At 43.0% G+C, this 19,535-nt stretch carries 17 protein-coding genes; 13 read left to right on the top strand and 4 right to left on the bottom strand.

Features of this window, described 5'->3' with window-relative positions; translation table 11 throughout:
• Nucleotides 1-63 precede the first annotated feature (63 nt).
• A complete protein-coding gene (locus tag IZT61_RS18570) occupies nucleotides 64-1,572 on the top strand; it encodes a sulfatase family protein (RefSeq protein ID WP_196098517.1) in 1,509 nt (502 codons plus the stop codon).
• Between the two features lie 413 nt (nucleotides 1,573-1,985).
• On the opposite strand, the gene IZT61_RS18565 is transcribed toward IZT61_RS18570, so the two are convergent.
• On the bottom strand, nucleotides 1,986-2,864 hold the full coding sequence (locus IZT61_RS18565) for an AraC family transcriptional regulator (RefSeq protein WP_196098516.1): 879 nt from the start codon (nucleotides 2,862-2,864) through the stop codon (nucleotides 1,986-1,988).
• 160 nt (nucleotides 2,865-3,024) lie between these two features.
• On the opposite strand from IZT61_RS18565, the gene IZT61_RS18560 reads away from it, so the two are divergent.
• The 7 genes from IZT61_RS18560 to IZT61_RS18530 all read left to right on the top strand — a co-directional run bounded on the left by IZT61_RS18560 (nucleotide 3,025) and on the right by IZT61_RS18530 (nucleotide 11,984).
• Nucleotides 3,025-3,792 carry an SDR family NAD(P)-dependent oxidoreductase gene (locus IZT61_RS18560; protein ID WP_196098515.1) on the top strand — a complete coding sequence of 256 codons (768 nt, stop codon included), beginning with the start codon at nucleotides 3,025-3,027 and terminating at the stop codon, nucleotides 3,790-3,792.
• Between the two features lie 206 nt (nucleotides 3,793-3,998).
• Entirely contained in the window at nucleotides 3,999-5,216 is a 1,218-nt protein-coding gene (locus IZT61_RS18555; protein ID WP_196098514.1) for an enolase C-terminal domain-like protein, read from the top strand.
• Between the two features lie 18 nt (nucleotides 5,217-5,234).
• A complete protein-coding gene (locus tag IZT61_RS18550; protein WP_196098513.1) occupies nucleotides 5,235-6,887 on the top strand; it encodes a sodium:solute symporter in 1,653 nt (550 codons plus the stop codon).
• 457 nt (nucleotides 6,888-7,344) lie between these two features.
• On the top strand, nucleotides 7,345-8,649 hold the full coding sequence (locus IZT61_RS18545) for an alpha-L-fucosidase (protein ID WP_196098512.1): 1,305 nt from the start codon (nucleotides 7,345-7,347) through the stop codon (nucleotides 8,647-8,649).
• A gap of 5 nt (nucleotides 8,650-8,654) precedes the next feature.
• Complete coding sequence (locus IZT61_RS18540; RefSeq protein WP_230383760.1) at nucleotides 8,655-9,131, top strand: L-rhamnose mutarotase; 477 nt, start codon at nucleotides 8,655-8,657, stop codon at nucleotides 9,129-9,131.
• A gap of 48 nt (nucleotides 9,132-9,179) precedes the next feature.
• Nucleotides 9,180-11,621 carry a glycoside hydrolase family 95 protein gene (locus IZT61_RS18535; protein WP_230383759.1) on the top strand — a complete coding sequence of 814 codons (2,442 nt, stop codon included), beginning with the start codon at nucleotides 9,180-9,182 and terminating at the stop codon, nucleotides 11,619-11,621.
• 102 nt (nucleotides 11,622-11,723) lie between these two features.
• Entirely contained in the window at nucleotides 11,724-11,984 is a 261-nt protein-coding gene (locus IZT61_RS18530; RefSeq protein WP_196098511.1) for a hypothetical protein, read from the top strand.
• A gap of 51 nt (nucleotides 11,985-12,035) precedes the next feature.
• On the opposite strand, the gene can is transcribed toward IZT61_RS18530, so the two are convergent.
• The 3 genes from can to IZT61_RS18515 all read right to left on the bottom strand — a co-directional run bounded on the left by can (nucleotide 12,036) and on the right by IZT61_RS18515 (nucleotide 14,793).
• Nucleotides 12,036-12,692 (bottom strand): carbonate dehydratase, encoded by a 657-nt coding sequence (can, locus tag IZT61_RS18525; protein WP_196098510.1) that lies wholly within the window; start codon nucleotides 12,690-12,692, stop codon nucleotides 12,036-12,038.
• A 6-nt stretch (nucleotides 12,693-12,698) separates the two neighbouring features.
• Nucleotides 12,699-14,309 (bottom strand): SulP family inorganic anion transporter, encoded by a 1,611-nt coding sequence (locus IZT61_RS18520; RefSeq protein ID WP_196098509.1) that lies wholly within the window; start codon nucleotides 14,307-14,309, stop codon nucleotides 12,699-12,701.
• 139 nt (nucleotides 14,310-14,448) lie between these two features.
• Complete coding sequence (locus IZT61_RS18515) at nucleotides 14,449-14,793, bottom strand: hypothetical protein (protein ID WP_196098508.1); 345 nt, start codon at nucleotides 14,791-14,793, stop codon at nucleotides 14,449-14,451.
• 617 nt (nucleotides 14,794-15,410) lie between these two features.
• Here IZT61_RS18515 and IZT61_RS18510 point away from each other — a divergent pair.
• The 5 genes from IZT61_RS18510 to IZT61_RS18490 all read left to right on the top strand — a co-directional run bounded on the left by IZT61_RS18510 (nucleotide 15,411) and on the right by IZT61_RS18490 (nucleotide 19,503).
• Nucleotides 15,411-16,952 (top strand): acyl-CoA carboxylase subunit beta, encoded by a 1,542-nt coding sequence (locus tag IZT61_RS18510; RefSeq protein ID WP_196098507.1) that lies wholly within the window; start codon nucleotides 15,411-15,413, stop codon nucleotides 16,950-16,952.
• A gap of 166 nt (nucleotides 16,953-17,118) precedes the next feature.
• Entirely contained in the window at nucleotides 17,119-17,325 is a 207-nt protein-coding gene (locus IZT61_RS18505; RefSeq protein ID WP_196098506.1) for a hypothetical protein, read from the top strand.
• A gap of 32 nt (nucleotides 17,326-17,357) precedes the next feature.
• The gene (locus tag IZT61_RS18500) at nucleotides 17,358-17,546 is read left to right on the top strand and encodes a hypothetical protein (protein ID WP_196098505.1); all 189 of its coding nucleotides are present in this window, start codon (nucleotides 17,358-17,360) and stop codon (nucleotides 17,544-17,546) included.
• A 104-nt stretch (nucleotides 17,547-17,650) separates the two neighbouring features.
• Nucleotides 17,651-18,622: an SDR family oxidoreductase gene (locus IZT61_RS18495; RefSeq protein ID WP_196098504.1), complete on the top strand. Its 972-nt coding sequence runs from the start codon at nucleotides 17,651-17,653 to the stop codon at nucleotides 18,620-18,622.
• Nucleotides 18,623-18,702: 80 nt separating this feature from the next.
• The gene (locus tag IZT61_RS18490; RefSeq protein ID WP_196098503.1) at nucleotides 18,703-19,503 is read left to right on the top strand and encodes an SDR family NAD(P)-dependent oxidoreductase; all 801 of its coding nucleotides are present in this window, start codon (nucleotides 18,703-18,705) and stop codon (nucleotides 19,501-19,503) included.
• The last annotated feature ends 32 nt before the right edge of the window (nucleotides 19,504-19,535 follow it).

Raw genomic sequence — 19,535 nt, 5'->3', positions numbered from 1 at the left:
TTTTTTTTTGTATATTTCACTTTGACATTTTCTAACCATTTATCCGCTTAACGTTTTCTAACCATGACCCATAAATTTTTGTTATCTTTTATTTTTTGTTTAGCAGGTTTTAGTTTTTATGCCGGAGCGCAGAAAAAACCAAACGTAATTATCATATATGCTGACGATTTGGGCTACGGCGACCTCAGTTGTTATGGTGCAACAAAAATAAGCACACCAAATATCGATGCGCTTGCCAAAAAAGGCTTAAGGTTTACCAACGGACATTCCACTGCTTCGACATGCACGCCATCGCGTTATTCTTTAATGACTGGCAGATATGCATGGCGCAAAAAGGGAACGGGCGTTTTACCGGGCGATGCGGCTTTGATTGTTCCAACGGATAATAGTGCTCTTCCATCAATTTTTCAGCAGGCGGGCTATAAAACTGGTTTGGTAGGCAAATGGCATTTGGGTTTGGGCAATGCGGTTGAAAAGGATTGGAACAAAGAGGTTACGCCAGGGCCAAGGGAAACAGGATTTGATTATTCGTTTATTTTTCCGGCAACGGCCGACCGGGTGCCAAATGTATTTCTGGAGAACCAGCTGGTTGTAGGCTTAGATGCGAACGATCCGATTATGGTCGATTACAAAAATCCTGTTGGCGATGAACCAACGGGCAAAGATCATCCTGAACTGCTGAAAATGCCAGCAGAAGTGGGTCATGGGCATAACCAAACGATAGTAAATGGCGTTGGCCGCATTGGTTATATGAAAGGCGGCAAATTAGCCCGGTGGACTGACGAGGAGCTTCCGTTCACTTTCTTAACCAAGGCAAAAAGCTTTATCGAAGATCATCAGCAGGAACCATTTTTTCTTTATTATGCTTTAACAGAACCGCACGTACCCCGCCTGCCCGCTACCATGTTTAAAGGAAAAAGCGAACTTGGTTATCGCGGCGACGTAATTTTACAATTGGATTGGGCGGTGGGAGAAATTACGAAGCAATTGAAACATCTGGGACTTGATAAAAACACAATTATTATTTTTAGCAGCGATAATGGCCCTGTGGTTATGGATGGCTACGAAGATGGCGGCTTTGAAAAACTAAACGGACATAAGCCCGCGGGCATTTTGCGAGGCAGCAAATATTCTATTTTAGAAGGCGGCACCCGGGCGCCCTTTATTGTATCGTGGCCGGCAGAAATTAAACCCGGCGTTTCCGATGCCCTCGTATCGCAAATTGATTTCCTCGCTTCGTTTGCAGGCTTTTTTAATCTCGAAAATAAAAATGGTATCGACAGCAAAAACATATGGAACGCCTTTATGGGCAAAGATAAAAAGGGTCGCGATTATTTTGTAGAACAGAGCAGTCAATTGGCAATTGTAAAAGACAACTGGAAATATATTCGCCCATCGAACGGATTGGCTACTTATAAACTTACCCATACTGATACCGGAAACCTGCCAACAGCTCAATTGTATAATTTGACTGATGATTTAGGCGAAAAGAATAACGTGGCCGAAAAATATCCAGAAAAGGTAAAGGAATTGGAGGCGCTTTTGAATGCCGAAGAGGCCCGGACGAAGTAATTCATGTCGGGCGTTCATGGCGAAAAAGATCCTGAATCAAGTTCAGGATGACGACCGTTCTTAGAAGGCGCTTCATTGCCGGCTTACATTACCACCACGTCCTGCTGAATTTATTTCAGCATCTTTCCCGTAGGGCGTTCATGGCGAAAAAATCCTGAATCAAGTTCAGGATGACGACCGTTTTTGTAGGCGCTTCATTGGCGACATGCATTACCACGACGTCATGAGCAACCATATGTTTTTTTATCCTTAACTTAATAGCAGAGGCAAGCCCCTGAAATCATAGTTGCAAAAAAATACGTATAAAGTTCGTCAGCTTTGTTTTCGCTACCAGACTCATGACTCTTGACTCACGACTTCGGACTCAAAACTCCCAACTCAAAACTCCCAACTCCCTACTCCCAACTCAAAACTCACCCAACAATCAACATTTTTTTATACTCCTTTGGTGTAATGCCCTTGGCCAATTTAAAAAACTTATTAAAATTGGTTAGGCTATTAAAACCGCATGAATAGGCCAATTCGCTGATTTGCAAATCGGTTTGGGCCATTAATTTACAGGCATGTCCAATCCTTACCTCGTTTACAAAGGTTACAAAGGTTTTTTGCGTACGGTTTTTAAAGTATCTGCAAAATGCCTGTTTGTTCATGTTCGTCATTTCTGCAGCCGTGGTAAGCAAAATCTCTTGATTAAAATTGTCAAAAACGTACTTCAGGATTTTGTCCATCCTGTCGTTATCTTTCAGTTGATAGTTGTTTGTGTATCCTGGGCTTGCTAAAAGCTCGTAACTGGTGGTTGAGCACAATAGGTCCAAAATTTGCAGTAAGGCTATCAATCGTTTGATCTCCGTGGTCTGCGCCGAAACCTTCAACATCGCTTGTTGCAGTTTCTCTTTGATCAAGCCGTCAAACTTCATTCCTCTTTTAGCTATCCGAAAAAAGTTTTTTACCCTTTCAATAGTATCAGGCTCTCTAAAAAGCCCGAGGATTTTATTAGGATGTATGAATATCGAAATGGACCTCGCATAAGCTGTGTTTTCGTTTTCATCTTCGCACTGCTTGTGGTTGTGCCACACATGCGGCAGGTTAGAACCTACAAAAATCAGTTCATCGGAAGTAAAATCTGCAATGCTGTCGCCGATCATTCGCCGACCTTCGCTTTCCAGGGTATAGGTAAGTTGGCATTCTTCATGAAAATGGAACTCGGTTGAAAAATAAGGCGCATCAACAACCTTCAAACTGTATACATCGTTTACTTTTCCATCAAGAATTTTCGCAAAAACAGGCTTCATAAAAGTATTATTGAATTAAGGCAGCTCGATATTACCTTAACGTTGTTCAATATAATAAATAAAAGCTAATATTCTGTTGGTTATAGCGAACCTTATGCCGAGTATTTTAAACTTTGATTAATATTTTAGCTAAATATTAACCAAATATTTAAGTGAGCGCATGCTGAAAGACAAAGTTATCGTAATAACGGGTGGTAGTAACGGCATCGGTTGGGAATGTGTAAAAGCTTATGTAAACGCCGCAGCCATTGTGTGCATATTAGATAAGAACCCATTGACCGAAGATCAGCTGGAAGAAATTAAGACGGCCGAGAAACTCAATTTAACCTGCAATCTGGCTTATGAGGAGCAAGTATCAAACGCTTTTAAGGCGGTTACTGAAAAGTATGGCCGTATTGATGCCATCCATAACAATGCGGCCATTGCCCATCCGTCGAAATCATTAGATGAAACGAGTAATTTGGAGTGGGATTTACTCATGAACATCAACCTGAAGAGCATTTTATACACTACCCGTTACGGTATCGAATATTTAAAGCAATCGGAAGGTTGCATTTTAAATACCAGTTCGGTAGTGGGCAGTATCGGGCAGAACAACCATGCGGTATATGTGGCCACGAAAGGTGCAATTAATGCACTTACAAAGGCAATGGCTTTAGATTATGCACCATACAAAATAAGGGTTAATGCCGTGGCCCCCGCAGCTATCAACACGCCGACTTTACAAGCGTGGAGCGAGGAACAACCAAACAAAAATGAGATTGAAAAATATTTAAACCAGCTACAGCCCTTGGGCAACATGCCGGCTGGCGATGTAATTGCCGATGCCTGTACGTTCCTTTTGAGCGATGCCGCCCGCTTTATTACCGGCACTATTTTACCGGTTAGCGGTGGCGCAGAACTGGGCTACAGGGCATTGATTGATTAACAACTGTCATTCTGGGCATAGCGAAGAATCTCAAACATAGGTGCACTATCCTGCTTACAGCATAACCTCAACTTGCGAGGGGCTTTGAGCCTTCGGGTTTATGTAATAATAGGTTAGAGATTCTTCGGACAACAACGATCTAATAATTCAACAATTAACCAATTTAGACTTCCGACCTCGGTCTTCGGTCTTTCCAACTAATTAAAATGATTGATAAAATACAGATACAAGACAAAAGATTCGAGCTTTCTTCGGGCGCCGGAAGCGATGCCGTACACAAAGATCCGCAATATTCGTATGCGGTAACGCAATTAACTGAGAACGGACAAACTGGTACCGGGTTGGCGTTTACTTTGGGTGCGGGCAACGATCTGGTTTGCAACGCGGCCAGGTTTTATGCCGAAAACTTAAAGGGAATTGGTATTGAAGATCTCATGAGCAACTTTGGCCAAACGTTTAAAACGCTATCAAACGAGCAGCAGTTTAGGTGGTTAGGGCCCCATAAAGGCGTTGTACACCTCGGCCTGGCCTCTGTAACCAATGCCTGTTACGATTTGTGGGCTAAAAAACGGGGCGTTCCACTTTGGAAATTGTTGATCGATCTTACACCCGAGGAAATAGTAAACACGCTCGATTTATCTTACCTTGAAGACGTTCTTACCCGAGCCGAAGCCGTCGAAATGCTGCAAGCTGAGGTAAGCAGCAGAAAAGAACGGACAACCATACTTCAAGCGGGCTATCCGGGCTACGATACGTCTGTGGGCTGGTTTAACTACGACGACGAGAAAGTACGTGAAAACTGTAAAAAAGCGATCGACAATGGCTTTACGGCCATGAAACTTAAAGTAGGCTCTGCAGACCCAACACGCGATATCCGCAGGGCAAATATTGTTCGGGAAGTTGCTGGCGAAGGTGCAAAGGTTATGCTCGATGCCAACCAACAATGGACTTTACCAGAGGCGATTTCAATTTGCGGCGAACTAAAAAACATGAACCCGTACTGGATTGAAGAACCTACCCACCCCGACGATATTTTAGCGCATATGCTCTTGTCTGAAGCTGTTACGCCAATAAAACTGGCACTGGGCGAGCATGTACCCAATCGCATCGTTTTTAAAAATTACCTGCAGGCCGGTTGCACCAGTTTCGCACAGGTAGATGCCGTACGTGTTGGCGGCATCAGCGAATTTATTACCATCAGTTTAATGTGCAAAAAATTTGGTGTTCCGGTAGTTCCGCATGTTGGCGATATGGGCCAATTGCATCAGCATTTAGTCCTATTTAACCACATTGCCATGGGGCACGAAGCTTTGTTTTTAGAGCATATTCCTCATTTAAAACAGCATTTTGTAAATCCAATAAAAATCGAGAACGGCGTGTACATTACACCTCAGGAGCCGGGCAGTAGCTGCGATTTAAAATAATCCAAAACCAAACCAAAGATGATCAGTACCATAGATATCATAATTACCATTGCCTATATTTTGTTTATTGTAACCATTGGATTGTGGACAGGAAGAAGCAAGAAAAAGAACCACGAAACAACAAGCGGCGAATATTTTTTGGCAGGTAAAAGCCTCAAATGGCCCATGATTGGGCTGGCCTTGTTCGCCACTAATATTTCGTGCCTGCACCTGGTAAGTTTGGCGCAAAGCGGATTTGATTCGGGCCTGTTAAACGGTAATTTCGAATGGATGGCCGCGTTTACGCTCATTCTTTTGGCCTTGCTATTTGTTCCGTTCTATATCCGATCGGGAATTTCTACCCTCCCCGATTTTTTGGAGCGCAGGTACAACCGTGCCTGTAGAGATTGGTTGGCCTTTATTTCCATCTTATCGGCAATTGTAATACACATCGCCTTTTCATTTTTGGCTGGAGGCATCGTACTCGAAACCCTCTTCGGTATTAACATGTACACCAGCATTGTTGTAATTGCTGCATTAACCGGGCTTTACACCATTATTGGAGGTTTAAAGGCGGTGGTAGTTACCGAAACCATACAAAGTTTAGTGCTCATTGTGGGCGCAATTATTATTACGGCATTTGCCTGGAATAAAGTAGGCGGCTGGGATCACGCGGTGGCGGTGCTGCACCGAGAAAATGCGATGGACAAAATTAGTATGTTACGCCCCGCAGGCGATTCGAGCGGCATGAGTTGGCTCGCGGTATTTTTAGGTTACCCGATTCTGGGCATCTGGTACTGGTGTGCCGATCAAACCATTGTTCAGCGGGTTTTGGGTGCCAAAGATGAAAATCACGCTCGTGTGGGTTCCCTATTTTGCGGTTTTATTAAAATTTTACCTGTATTTATCTTCGTGTTGCCCGGCTTATTTGCCTACGCACTTTACAAATCGGGCTCCATGGATTTATCATCTTTACAACATATTGATGCCAACGGACACACGGTAATGAATACCAAAGGAATTTATACCTTAATGATTACGCAACTTTTGCCTAAAGGCCTGGTGGGCGTTTTGGTAGCAGCACTTTTATCAGGATTAATGAGCCAAATTGCAGGTGCTTTAAATTCTATTGCCACCTTAAGCAGTTACGACCTTTACAAACGATTTAAACCCGAAACCACCGATAAGCAACTGGTAACCGTTGGGCGCTGGTCGGCCGGCATAGCTTTAATAGTTTCAATAGCCCTATTGCCACTGTTAAACAGTTATCAGAGCTTGTTTGAGGGCTTAAATGATGTCATAGCACACATTGCTCCGCCAATTACCTGCGTGTTCCTATTGGGTGTTTTTTGGAAAAAGGCATCCGGCGAGGCCGCACAATACACATTACTGATCGGTTCGGTTTTGGGAATCGTAGTTTTCATTGTAAACAAGGTGTATGGCACCGAAACCTTTATTGGCCAGATACCATTTATGATGATGGCTTTTTACCTGTTCTGCGTGTGCGTAGTAACACAAGTTGTTTTCTCATACATCTACCCTGTAAAACACACTGCGCAAAGTGAAGTATTGTATTGGAAATCGGTTTGGGAACCCTTACAAAGTAAAGGCTGGACTGGATTGGGCAACTATAAAGTGCTATCGGCCCTGCTGCTTGCCATCATGGGTGTTTTGTATGTCTATTTTAAATAAGCGGAAAGCGGAAAGAATAAAGCTAAAAGCGGAAAGACTAAAGCGGAAAGAATAAAGATTAAAGCGGAAAGACTAAAGCTAAAAGACTAAAGCAGAAAGCGGAAAGTAGGAAGATAAAACTTGGAGGATAAAGGCTGATACAAGTGTAATTTCGGGCCGAGCCCTTCTGCTTAACGAGTAATCCCCGCCTGATGGGACGGGCAGCAATACGATGAAGTTAAGGATGTAACAAAAAATACTGTCATTCTTAAGGATAGCCAATGCGCAACATCAGATAGCTATCTGATAAAAATCGGTTTTTGATATAACGGCTTGTTCACCTTACGCAGCATCGTATGTACGTATTAAAGCTCTCCTTTTTGGAAGGCTTAGGTGCGCTTTTTAACAGCCCGCCTCGATGCTTGATACTTAATACTAACCATTTGATACTTAATACTTGATACTAATTCGAAAAACTATGATACGTATAACAACAATAATCTTACTCATGCTAACGGGCAGTTTCCTGGCCGGTGCGCAAACCAAAAACCAAATGTCACCATCAATAGAAGGCTTTATGGAAAAGCGTTTCGGCATGTTTATACATTGGGGTCCGGTGAGTTTGCGTGGCACAGAAATCGGCTGGAGCCGCGGAAAAGAGGTCGATCAACAAGAATATGATAACCTGTACAAAGAATTTAACCCGGTGCTGTTTGATGCTGATGCCTGGGTAAAAACAGCGAAAGATGCAGGGATGAAATACCTCACCATTACCGCCCGCCACCACGATGGTTTCTGCTTATGGCCGAGTGAATATACCGATTACGACATTAGTAATACGCCCTATAAAAAAGATATTGTTGGCGCACTAAACGAGGCCTGTAAAAAGCAGGGAATTAACTTCTGCATTTATTATTCTGTGCTGGATTGGTACCATCCTGATTATCCGATTCATAATCCGAAAGATCGTAACGGCTCGGGCGACCCTAAAGCCAACATGCCGCGATACGTCCAGTTTATGAAAAACCAGCTAAAAGAACTGATAACAAATTACGACCCTTATATGCTTTGGTTTGATGGCCAGTGGGAAAAACCCTGGACAGAGGAAATGGGCAGGGATATGTATGCCTATTTAAAAAACCTCAAGCCATCGCTGGTCATCAACAACCGTTTGGGTAAGGAAATGGCAGGGGTAAAAAACGTGGCAATAGACCATTCGAAAATGATAGGCGATTACGATACACCTGAACAAGCGGTAGGCAAACTGAACATGGAAATGCCCTGGGAAAGCTGCTTTACCATTGCCAATCAATGGGCCTGGAAACCAAACGACAAATTGAAATCGCTTAAAGAGTGTTTGACTATTTTCTCAAAAACCATCGGCGGAAACGGCAATTTGCTCCTAAATGTTGGCCCAATGCCAGACGGTAGGATTGAACAACGACAAATTGACCTGTTGAAAGAGATGGGCGACTGGCTTAAAATAAATAGCGAGGCCGTTTACGGCACTATGGGCGGGCCTTATCAACCAAACGATAACTTCGCAACTACCCGTAAAGGCAACAAACTGTATGTAAACATCCTGAACACCGATACAACCGCAATTGAATTAAAAGCTATCCCTGACCGGAAAATTGTAAAATCTTATGCAATAACGGGCAGTCCGGTTAGTATTGAGCAAAGTAAAGATAAAATTGTTATCCCCGTAACAAAGTCAAAAAACCCCTATGTTGTTGTTTTAGAACTCAATAAAACAGCCGAATCAATTTCTGTAATCAAATAAACAAAATGAAGAAGATACTCCAAGTTATGGCTATGGCCATGTTGGCGCTTTTATTCAGCGCTGGCTGTTCCGAAAACAACAAAAATGTCAGGGTGGCAACCGAAGTACCCCCTCCTACCGCCGAAAATACTGCAAGCGTTAACGTGATGCGGTTTGGCAGTGTTACCGGCCTTAAGCCCGAAAAAGCAAACTATTACAAAGAATTGCATGCCGCGGCCTGGCCCGATGTACTTAAAAAAATCAAGGAATGTAATATCCGTAATTATTCTATTTACCTTAAAGAAATTGAGGGCAAGCCCTACCTGTTTAGTTATTTTGAATACACGGGGACGGATTTTGAAGCAGATATGAAAAAAATGGCGGCCGATGCCACAACAAGGCGTTGGTGGAAAGAAACCGATCCCTGCCAAATGCCATTGCCCGATGCCGCTGCCAAAGGCGACATCTGGTCGGGTATGGAAGAAGTATTTCATGCAGATTAACTGACGGTTACACCGGCTCAGTAAGTGATTAAAATTAAACCTCGAATAATGAAAAAAATAAACGTTATTATTACGATAATAGGGATGCTAACCGGTACTGTATCGGTTGTTCGGTCGCAATCAAACTACACGGATAAAATCTGGTATAACTCGCCTGCTAACGCTGCTGTGCAAGACACTGCCGCCGGTTGGAAAAGTGACCCTGAATGGCTTAAAGCGCTTCCTGTGGGCAATGGCTTTTTAGGGGCAATGGTTTTTGGCGATGTAAACCAGGAACGCATTCAGCTTAACGAAAAATCTTTATGGAGCGGCAGTGTAGCGGATAACGATAATCCCGAAGCCGCAAAATATATACCCGAAATACGGAATCTTCTTTTCGAAGGAAAATACAAGGAAGCAACGGAATTAACTAACAAAACGCAAGTTTGCAAAGGCAAGGGAAGCGGACATGGAAATGGCGCAAACGTTCCATTTGGCTGTTACCAAACCCTGGGAGATTTGATGCTTGATTTCGATAAAAAATCTGCCTATAAAAATTATTACCGCGAACTTGATCTGATTACCGGAGTAGCTTTAACGAGCTATGAGCAGGATGGTGTAAAATATAAGCGGGAAGTTTTTACGAGTTATCCTGATCAGGCATTGGTTATCAGACTCACGGCGAGCAAACCCAACTCGCTATCGTTTTCGATGGCTTTAAACAGACCTGAAAGATTTAAAACCCAGGCAAAAAACAACCGCTTAATTATGAGCGGAGTTTTAACCAACGGAAAAGGTGGCGATGGCATGCGCTATAAAACCTATGCCATTCCGCAGCTTACCGGCGGAACCTTAAAGGCAAATGGGAATACCTTAAAAATTACCAAAGCAACTTCGGTAACTATTATTTTAACGGCCGCTACCAATTACAGGTTGCATTACCCAGATTATACCAATATAAACTTCGAAAAGGAATTGGATGCAACAACGCAAAAAGTAACCGCTAAAAAGTACGAATTACTTCGCCAACGGCACATCAGTGATTTTTCATCATTTATGAAACGTTCGATTTTGCATTTAAATAACAGCACCAATAATTTGCCCACAAACGAATTGATGCTCAACAATGTACAAAGCCAGAAAGAAGCATCGTTATACGGCTTATATTATCAATATGGCCGTTACCTGTTACTCTCCTCTTCGCGTGAAGGGAGCTTGCCTGCCAACCTGCAGGGCATTTGGGCCAATAAAATACAAACGCCCTGGAATGGCGATTACCATACAGATATTAATGTGCAAATGAATTACTGGCCCGCAGAAGTAACCAACCTTTCGGCGAGCCATAACCAGTTGATCGATTTGGTTTTGTCGTTATTAGAACCGGGAAAACGTACGGCAAAAACGCAATATCAGATGAATGGCTGGGTATTACATCCCATTACCAACGTTTGGGGTTACACATCGCCTGGTGAGCATCCGAGTTGGGGTATGCACGTGGGTGGTGGCGGATGGATTTGTCAGCATTTATGGGAACATTATGCTTTTACAAAAGATGATGCCTATTTGGCCAAGGTGTTTCCCGTTTTAAAAGAAGCGAGTGTTTTTTTTCTGGATTGGTTGGTAAAAGACCCAAAAACCGGCAAATTGGTATCAGGCCCATCCTCCTCTCCCGAAAATTCTTTTTATTCGCCTGATGGCATAAAAGCATCCATTAGCATGGGCCCTGCACACGATCAGGAAGTGATTTACGAATTATTTACCAATACTCTAAAAGCTGCCGGAATTTTAAAAATAAACGACCCCGATTTTCTAAACAAGCTAACAAAGGCCAGAGAAAACCTGGCCCGACCAAAAATAGGGTCTGATGGAAGGCTACAGGAATGGGCAGAAGAATTTAGAGAGGTAGAAGTAGAGCACCGTCATTTGTCGCATTTATATGCGTTTTACCCCGGTAACGAAATTACGATGAGTAAAACACCCGAACTGGCCGAGGCGGTGAGGAAGTCGTTACTGGCCAGAGGCGATGCTGGGGTAGGCTGGACGTATGCATGGAAGATAGCGCTTTGGGCGAGATTGATGGATGGCGATAAGGCATTGCAACTTTTAAACACGCAATTGCGACCATCGTTTGAGATGGATACAAAAAACAACGACGGCGGTGGAACTTATTACAACTTGTTTTGTGCTGGCCCGCCCTTTCAAATAGATGGAAACTTAGGCGTAGTTGGCGGCATGGCCGAAATGTTTCTGCAAAGCCACGAAGATTTTATTTCTTTATTGCCAGCTTTGCCAACCGCCTGGAAAGATGGATCGATAACGGGCTTGGTAGCACGTGGAGGATTGGTGGTGGATTTGAGCTGGAAAAACCACAAATTAGTATCGGCTAGCATTACGGCCAAAAATGGAGGCGATTTTAAACTTAAATACAAAGGCAAAATAACAACCCATCAATTAAAGTCAAATCAAAAGGTAATGCTAACCGATTTTACCAATTCACCGGATAAAGATTAAATGAAAAGTTGCACTTTTTTATGCAAGGCTGACAACGTATTGAAAAAGATTCTAAAACCAATATTTCTTTAGCGTGTTCTATAGAAACATTGATATAAGACTATGGAAAACTCAGCGGATAACAACGAAAACCTCGATAACAAAAACGCCGATAACTCGGCCGATAAATCGAACATGCCCGATCAGCAGGTGCCCCGGCATCACAGCGATGAAAATAACGACAAGAATAAGGTAAAATCTGATGCAGGCCACCTGGGAAGAGATTTTGGTTACAGTGATTTTGGTGCTGAAGAAGCCCGGGCAGATGCCGAGAAAGGCAATAAGGGCCACGCGGGAAACATGCCAAATACCGAGGAAAAATAAAGCCCCGACAAATTGTCGAGGCTTTCTAAAACTAAAAACTAAATTTAAAATCTAGCCTACCTTAAAGGCGGGCGCTACATCGTTAAGGCCGGTACTTGTTACTTTCATATCTTTAATAAGTCCGGTTTTTAAGCTATACACCCAGGCGTGTACCGCAAGTTCTTGTCCGTTTGCCCAAGCCGCCTGTACAATTGAGGTGTTGATAATGTTTGCGGCACCTTCAATGGCATTCAATTCTACCAAACGATCGAATTTCTGTTCAGCATCTTTAATGGTAGCCATTTCACGTTCGTGGGTTCGGTATACATCGCGGATGTTCCTCAACCAGTTGTCAATAATTCCAACCTGCTTATCACCCAAAGCGGCTTTTACACCACCACAGCCGTAATGGCCGCAAACAATTACATGTTTTACCTTTAAAACGTTTACAGAATAATCGAGAACGGAAAGCATGTTCATATCGGTATGCACCACAACGTTGGCAATATTTCTATGCACGAATACGTCGCCTGGTTTAGTGTTCGTAATCTGATTTGCCGGAACGCGGCTATCCGAACAACCAATCCATAACACCGGCGGACTCTGGCCTGCCGATAATTTGTCGAAAAAGGCAGGATCGTTGTCGATCATATCCTTAACCCAGTCTTTATTTCCTTGCAATAACGTTTCGTACGTGATGTCTTGTGTTTCTATTGTTTTTGCACACATAGCTTTTTACTTATTTATATCTTCTACTATTTTATTACTTTTTCTCAACTTCGGAACTGTATAATGTTTTTGAATGTTCTCTAAAGTTACAATAATACCTTTTGTATAGGCATTGTGTTTGTAATTAAAAATGGTTTCCAACACATCAGGATCGATGTATCGGGCATTTGAACCATCAATAACTACGTTTGTTTCACGAGGGATGTTGGTTAAAACTACTTGTATTGCTGCCTTGTTTAAAAACGATACTTCTTCTGCCAGCTTAATGCGGATGTTTTTCTTATCACCCTCATTGGTTATTCTATAGAAATAGGGATTACGCATATTTGTTCTGAGCAGATAAAAAATCGACACCAACAAACCAACGGCCACACCTTTTAACAAGTCGGAAAGTAAAACGGCTACAATGGTAACTACAAAAGGCACAAACTGATCCCAGCCTTTGTAGTACATGTGCTGAAATAAACCGATGCGTGTAAGTTTATAACCCGTTACCAGGAGTATTGCTGCCAAACAGGAAAGCGGAATCATATTGATGATTTGCGGAATAAACAACAGCGAAAGCAATAACCAGCAACCATGAAAAATAGCCGACATTTTGGTTCTTCCGCCAGAGTTTACATTGGCCGAGCTGCGCACAATTACCGAAGTCATTGGCAAACCGCCAACCATTCCACTGGTAATATTACCTATGCCCTGTGCAATAAGCTCTCTGTTTGTTGGCGATACGCGCTTAATCGGGTCGATTTTATCAATCGCTTCAATACTTAAAAGCGTTTCTAAACTAGCCACAATAGCGATTGTAAATGCAACAAAGTACACGTTTTTATTTGCCAGCTGCGAAAAATCGGGCATGGTAAACAAACCAAGAAACTCACCGAAACCGCTAACCACCGGAATTTTCACCATTTGATCGGCACGGAATGGGAAACTTGTATTGGCAAAAATCAGTGTACCAAATACGCCCAACACCACTACCAGCAAAGGAGCGGGTACAATAGCGAGTTTCTTAAACCGGGGCCAGATAATTAAAATGGCAATCGATAAGAGGCTAATTACCACTGCGGCAAGGCTAAAATGGCTTAATGCGGCGGTAATTGCCGTAAAGGTATTCTCGTGGTCTTGCTGAAAAAAACTGTCATCGCCGTTAAAGTCGCTATCTACACCGAGCGCATGAGGCAGTTGTTTCAAGATCAGGGTTAAACCAATAGCGGCCAGCATCCCTTCGATAACGCTCGATGGAAAGTAATTTCCGATGGTTCCGGCTTTCACAAGACCGAGGATGAGTTGAAAAACACCGGCTAAAACAACCGCGAGTAAAAAGGTTTGATAGCTTCCTAACGAAGTTATGGCACCTAATACAATTACGGTTAAGCCCGCCGCCGGGCCACTTACACTCAGTTGCGAACCACTAAACGAGGCCACAACAATACCACCGATAATACCTGTGATTAAACCGGCAAACAAAGGCGCCCCCGAAGCAAGCGCAATACCTAAACATAGTGGCAAGGCCACTAAGAAAACCACAATACTCGATGGAAGATCCTTGGTGAGATTCTTTTTAAGAAAATATTTTTTTATATCCGTGCCCGAAAAAGCAGGGTTCGTCTTTTGCATAACAATATCATATCTAGTAAATTTTAACGAAATAATCGCGTGGAAAGGTGAAGCACAACAAAGTGAATTTCAATAATTTGTGCTCACAAAATTATTCGGGCATCAGATCAACTGACCCCAAAAAGATTCGTTCCAGAAACTAGATAAGGTTGGGTGGCGGTGTAGGTACCGTAGGATGATATGGGTCTACATATCGTTTAAAATGCTCTATAAAACTGCTGTTGAGCACGAAATGGCTCGATAAAAATTCGTAAGAAAAGATGGGATGATTGAGCTCTGTTAGCTTAAAATCAGTAAACTTCGCAGTATCTTTTGCAGTGTCTTTGCCACTGTCGTGCTCTAGCTCAATTTGCATAATTACCGCATTCATAATGTCTTTATCAATACCCGCACAAAAAACCGGCGCACCAGAAATGCCCATCTTAGCCATAAAGATGAACATAAATGTTGTGACGATTAAGTACTTGTATTTTCTTAAAAGCATTTGCTAAATCTAATTGGGCTCACTCCTAATCACAAATGTAAGTGCAGAATTGGCTTTTTCAATGCGCAGGGTTGTAAAAAAAATGTAATATAAGTGATAGAGAGGACTTTAAAAATTCAGCTTGGAACCACTTCCCTATTTACTTTCACTAGGGCTATATTGTTCTCGGCGAGGGTCTATTTGGTAAATGCTAAGGTCATATTTACTTTCGCCAGGGCTATTGATTAAACATATGCTCATATTTACTCATCTTTTGCAAAAACAAAGGAGTTTCAGAGAATGGGTTTTACGCTGTCATCCTGAGTATAACGAAGGATCCCTTACCGATTTTGCACTGTTCTCAGTTGACTCACTTCCCTTATGGGCAGTGGGTTATTGGTGTTTTGCATCCGATAGCTATCGGATCCATCGCTTGGGGATTTCTCGGCTGCGCTCGAAATGACGACCCTTCTTAGGAGAGGTTTTTAGGCAAACCGCTGTTTTATAAGGATGAGCTTTTATTTGTAAAAAACTACCTTCCGGGGATGACGATCATGCTCTCTCTGAATAATAAACCCAACGCAAACCTTGCATTCCCGATACTAATTTTTAAATTTAAAATCTATTACCAACCAAATATGGATAAAAAGATAGCGATACTGCAAGACAAGATTAACCAGGCCCACCTTGGTGGCGGACAGCTACGTATTGACAGTCAACATAAAAAGGGAAAATTAACTGCCCGCGAGCGGATTCATTTTTTGATGGATGAAGGAAGCTTTGAAGAAATTGGCATGTTTGTTACGCACCGCAGTACCGACTTTGGTATGGAAACTGAGAAGTATCTGGGCGACGGTGTTGTTACGGGCTATGGAACAATAAATGGAAGGTTAACGTATGTTTTCTCTCAAGATTTTACCGTTTTTGGTGGGTCACTTTCTGAAACACATGCGGAAAAAATCTGCAAATTAATGGATATGGCGATGAAAAATGGCGCTCCGTTAATTGGCTTAAATGATAGTGGCGGTGCCCGTATTCAAGAGGGGGTTGTTTCTTTGGGTGGTTATGCCGATATTTTTTATAAAAATGTACAGGCATCGGGCGTAATTCCGCAGTTGTCGGCAATTATGGGGCCGTGTGCTGGTGGCGCAGTTTACTCGCCCGCAATTACCGATTTCATCTTAATGGTCGAAAACACCTCGTACATGTTTGTTACGGGCCCCAACGTGGTTAAAACCGTTACGCATGAAGAGGTAACCTCAGAAGAGCTGGGCGGGGCCAATACACATGCCACGAAATCGGGTGTAACGCATTTTGCTTGCACAAATGAGATCGAGGCCATCAACCATGTAAAAAAGCTGCTTAGTTTTATGCCGCAAAACTGCGAGGAACTGGCGGAGCATTTACCCTACGAGCCGGGCGATGAAAGCCGGACGGTGTTGAATACTTTTATGCCCCAAAACGCTTCGCAGCCTTACGATATTCGTGATATAATTGCCGAAGTGACGGATGAAGAGAGCTTTTTGGAGGTGCATAAAAGCTTTGCTGAGAATATTGTAGTGGGCTTTGCCCGTTTGGCCGGCCGAAGTATTGGCGTTGTGGCCAACCAACCAGCCTATCTGGCTGGGGTGTTAGATAGCAATTCATCTACAAAAGCGGCCAGGTTTGTTCGTTTTTGCGATTGCTTTAATATCCCGCTTTTGGTGTTCGAGGATGTTCCCGGTTTCTTGCCCGGAACGGATCAGGAATGGAATGGCATTATTGCCAACGGAGCAAAACTGCTTTATGCTTTTAGCGAGGCAACCGTTCCACGCATTACGGTAATTACCCGAAAAGCCTATGGTGGCGCTTATGATGTGATGAATAGCAAACACATCGGCGCCGATTTAAACTTTGCCTGGCCAAGTGCCGAAATCGCCGTGATGGGTGCAAAAGGAGCGGCAGAAATCATCTTCAAAAGAGAGATCAACTCAGCCAACGACCCCCAGGAAAAATGGCTCGAGAAAGAAAAACTGTATTCCGATATTTTTGCAAACCCTTACCGTGCGGCCGAACGTGGCTTTATTGATGAAGTGATCGAACCTGCGCAAACCCGGGCCAAACTAATCAGGGCGTTTAAAATGTTGGAGAACAAAGTGGTAAACAATCCCCGGAAAAAACATGGTAATATCCCTTTGTAAAAGCTTCAATCGATAATCGCCGGGAAGTTTCCCTGGCTACCGATGTAGGTTACTTCTTTTGGTAGCGTTAATCGCCTCAAAAATTGTTGTATGTTGCCGCATGCACATTGTAAAATAATCAAAACCTTTTATTGTTTTACTGGTGTTTAATAGTAAAGTTAAGGTTATGAAAAAGCTATTCTTTGTATTTGCGGTTACTGCATTGCTGTTTTTTGGTTGCGGTGGTGCGCAAGAGAAAAATGACCGCTTGGGCGATACCACAACAACAACACCAGGCCAATCTTCCACATCTATTAACGACAGTGTGAATTCGGACAGCTTAACGGTAGATTCGGGCGGGGAAACTATGCCTAAGAAACCTGAGCAACCTTAACATTTACGAACAATTCATTTAAACGAACAGATATGACTACGCCAGAAAACGACAAGAAACCTGATGCTGAAAATCAGAACAGCAAAATAAATCCAGAGGAACTTTACTCGGAAAAAGATTCAGAGAAAAAGGAAGGAAAGGATGAAAACAACGACCTTAATGAGCAGATAAAGGGAAGCGATGCGGACACAGATAAAGAGGTGGGCAAGTTTAACGATTAACTGTCCCCCGATTTTTGTGGCAAGTCTGCGCCGACATCGAAACTTCTGCGTACTTAAATGAACTATATGCACAAACTATTTCAAGTCTGAATAGTTAAATCATTGTGGAAAAGAGCAAAAGAACAGTTGTAATTACCGGTGCATCGAGTGGTGCAGGCAGGGCTATTGCCCTTGAGTTTGCAAAAAACCACGATAAACTGGTGATTGCATCAAGGCATTTAATGGCGCTAAAAGAGCTTGCTGTTGAATGTGAATCGCTTGGCGCTGAGGTTTTGTGTGTGGAGGTGGATGTAGCCAATTACCACTCGGTAATTAATTTGGCAGCCGAGGCGCAGGCTTTCGGAACGCAGATTGATGTTTGGGTAAATAATGCAGGTGTGCTCGCCGTTGGTGAATTTGATACCACGCCAATGGAGATTAGCGATCAGGTGATCAAAACCAACTTACTGGGCTACATGCACGGCGCACACGCGGTATTGCCCTATTTTAAGAAACAGCAAAGCGGAATACTAATCAACAATATATCTATCGGTGGATTTTTGCCTGTGCCTTATGGCGCCGGCTATTCGGCAGCTAAATTTGGCCTGAGAGGTTTCTCGGCAGCGCTAAAGGCCGAATTAAAACCTTATCGAAATATTCATGTTTGCGACGCTTTCCCTGGCTTTTTAGATACGCCGGGCATCCAGCATGCTGCAAATTACACGGGCAAGGTGCTTAAGCCCGGCCCAATTGTATATGATCCTGTTCGGCTTGCTCAGGCAATTTTCAGTTTGTCTCAAAATCCTCGGGCTGAAAAAATGGTTGGTAGTTTCGCTGTATTGATGCGCCTATCGTATGGGGTGCTACCCGCGCTAACGCGTGGCGCCGTTGCCATGGTAATTAGCACTTATTTAAAACAGGCGAAAAACATTTCGGTAACGAGTGGAAATCTTTTTAATCCGCTCGAATATGGCCACTCCGTACACGGTGGCTGGGGCTTACCTGGCAAACCGAAGGCCCACCGAAAATTCATCGGCATTGGCGCCCTTGTTGTCCTATCATCCATCTTGCTGCTTAAGCACAAAAAATCGATTTGATCTGGCTGACCGAAAAAATCAATTATATTAAACCTTTTCGAAAGAGGTCATGTTAAAAATGTATATCTAACATGAAAACTATGGAAAGTACAAAACACTATGCTTTAATAACCGGCGCTACAAGTGGCATTGGATTAGAGCTTGCAAAACTTTTTGCGAAAGATAATTTCAACCTGATTATTGTTGCCAGAGACGAACGAGAACTTGAAAGTACGGCTCAGATATTAAAAGGCCAAGGGGTTGATGTCATCACAATTAGTAAAGACTTGTTTATTCCCAATGCGGCTCAAGAGTTGTTTGATGAGATTAAACAACGGGCAATTCAGGTAGATGTTGTGGTAAATGACGCCGGGCAAGGAGCCTTTGGTAAGTTTATAGAAAATGATCTCGAAAAGGAACTTAATATTATTCAACTGAATGTTGTGGCTCTGGTAACTATCACCAAATTGTTCCTTAAAGATATGGTCGCCCGCGGAACGGGAAAGATCTTAAACGTGGCATCTATAGCCGGAAAAGCCCCGGGGCCATACCAGGCCGTTTACCACGGAACAAAGGCATTTGTGCACTCATTTAACGAAGCCATCCGAACCGAGCTGCAAGATACAGGGGTTACCGTTACATCACTTCTTCCTGGCGCAACTGATACGGATTTCTTCAAAAAAGCGGATATGCTGGACTCGAAAATTGTTCATGAACAGGAGCTTGCAGACCCTGCAGTGGTTGCCAAAGATGGCTACGAAGCCTTGCTTGCAGGTAAGGACATGGTTGTTTCTGGATTTAAAAATAAAGTTCAGGTTACAATGGGCAACGTGATACCAGATAGCATGCAGGCCAAACAAATGGGAAAAATGCAGGAACCGCTGAAGGAAGAAGACAGATAGACTTTCCCCTATTCATGGCAGTGCTTTTTGTT

This window comes from Pedobacter endophyticus (assembly GCF_015679185.1).
GTDB lineage: Bacteria > Bacteroidota > Bacteroidia > Sphingobacteriales > Sphingobacteriaceae > Pedobacter > Pedobacter endophyticus.
This window is presented reverse-complemented; position numbering and strand designations above follow the sequence as displayed.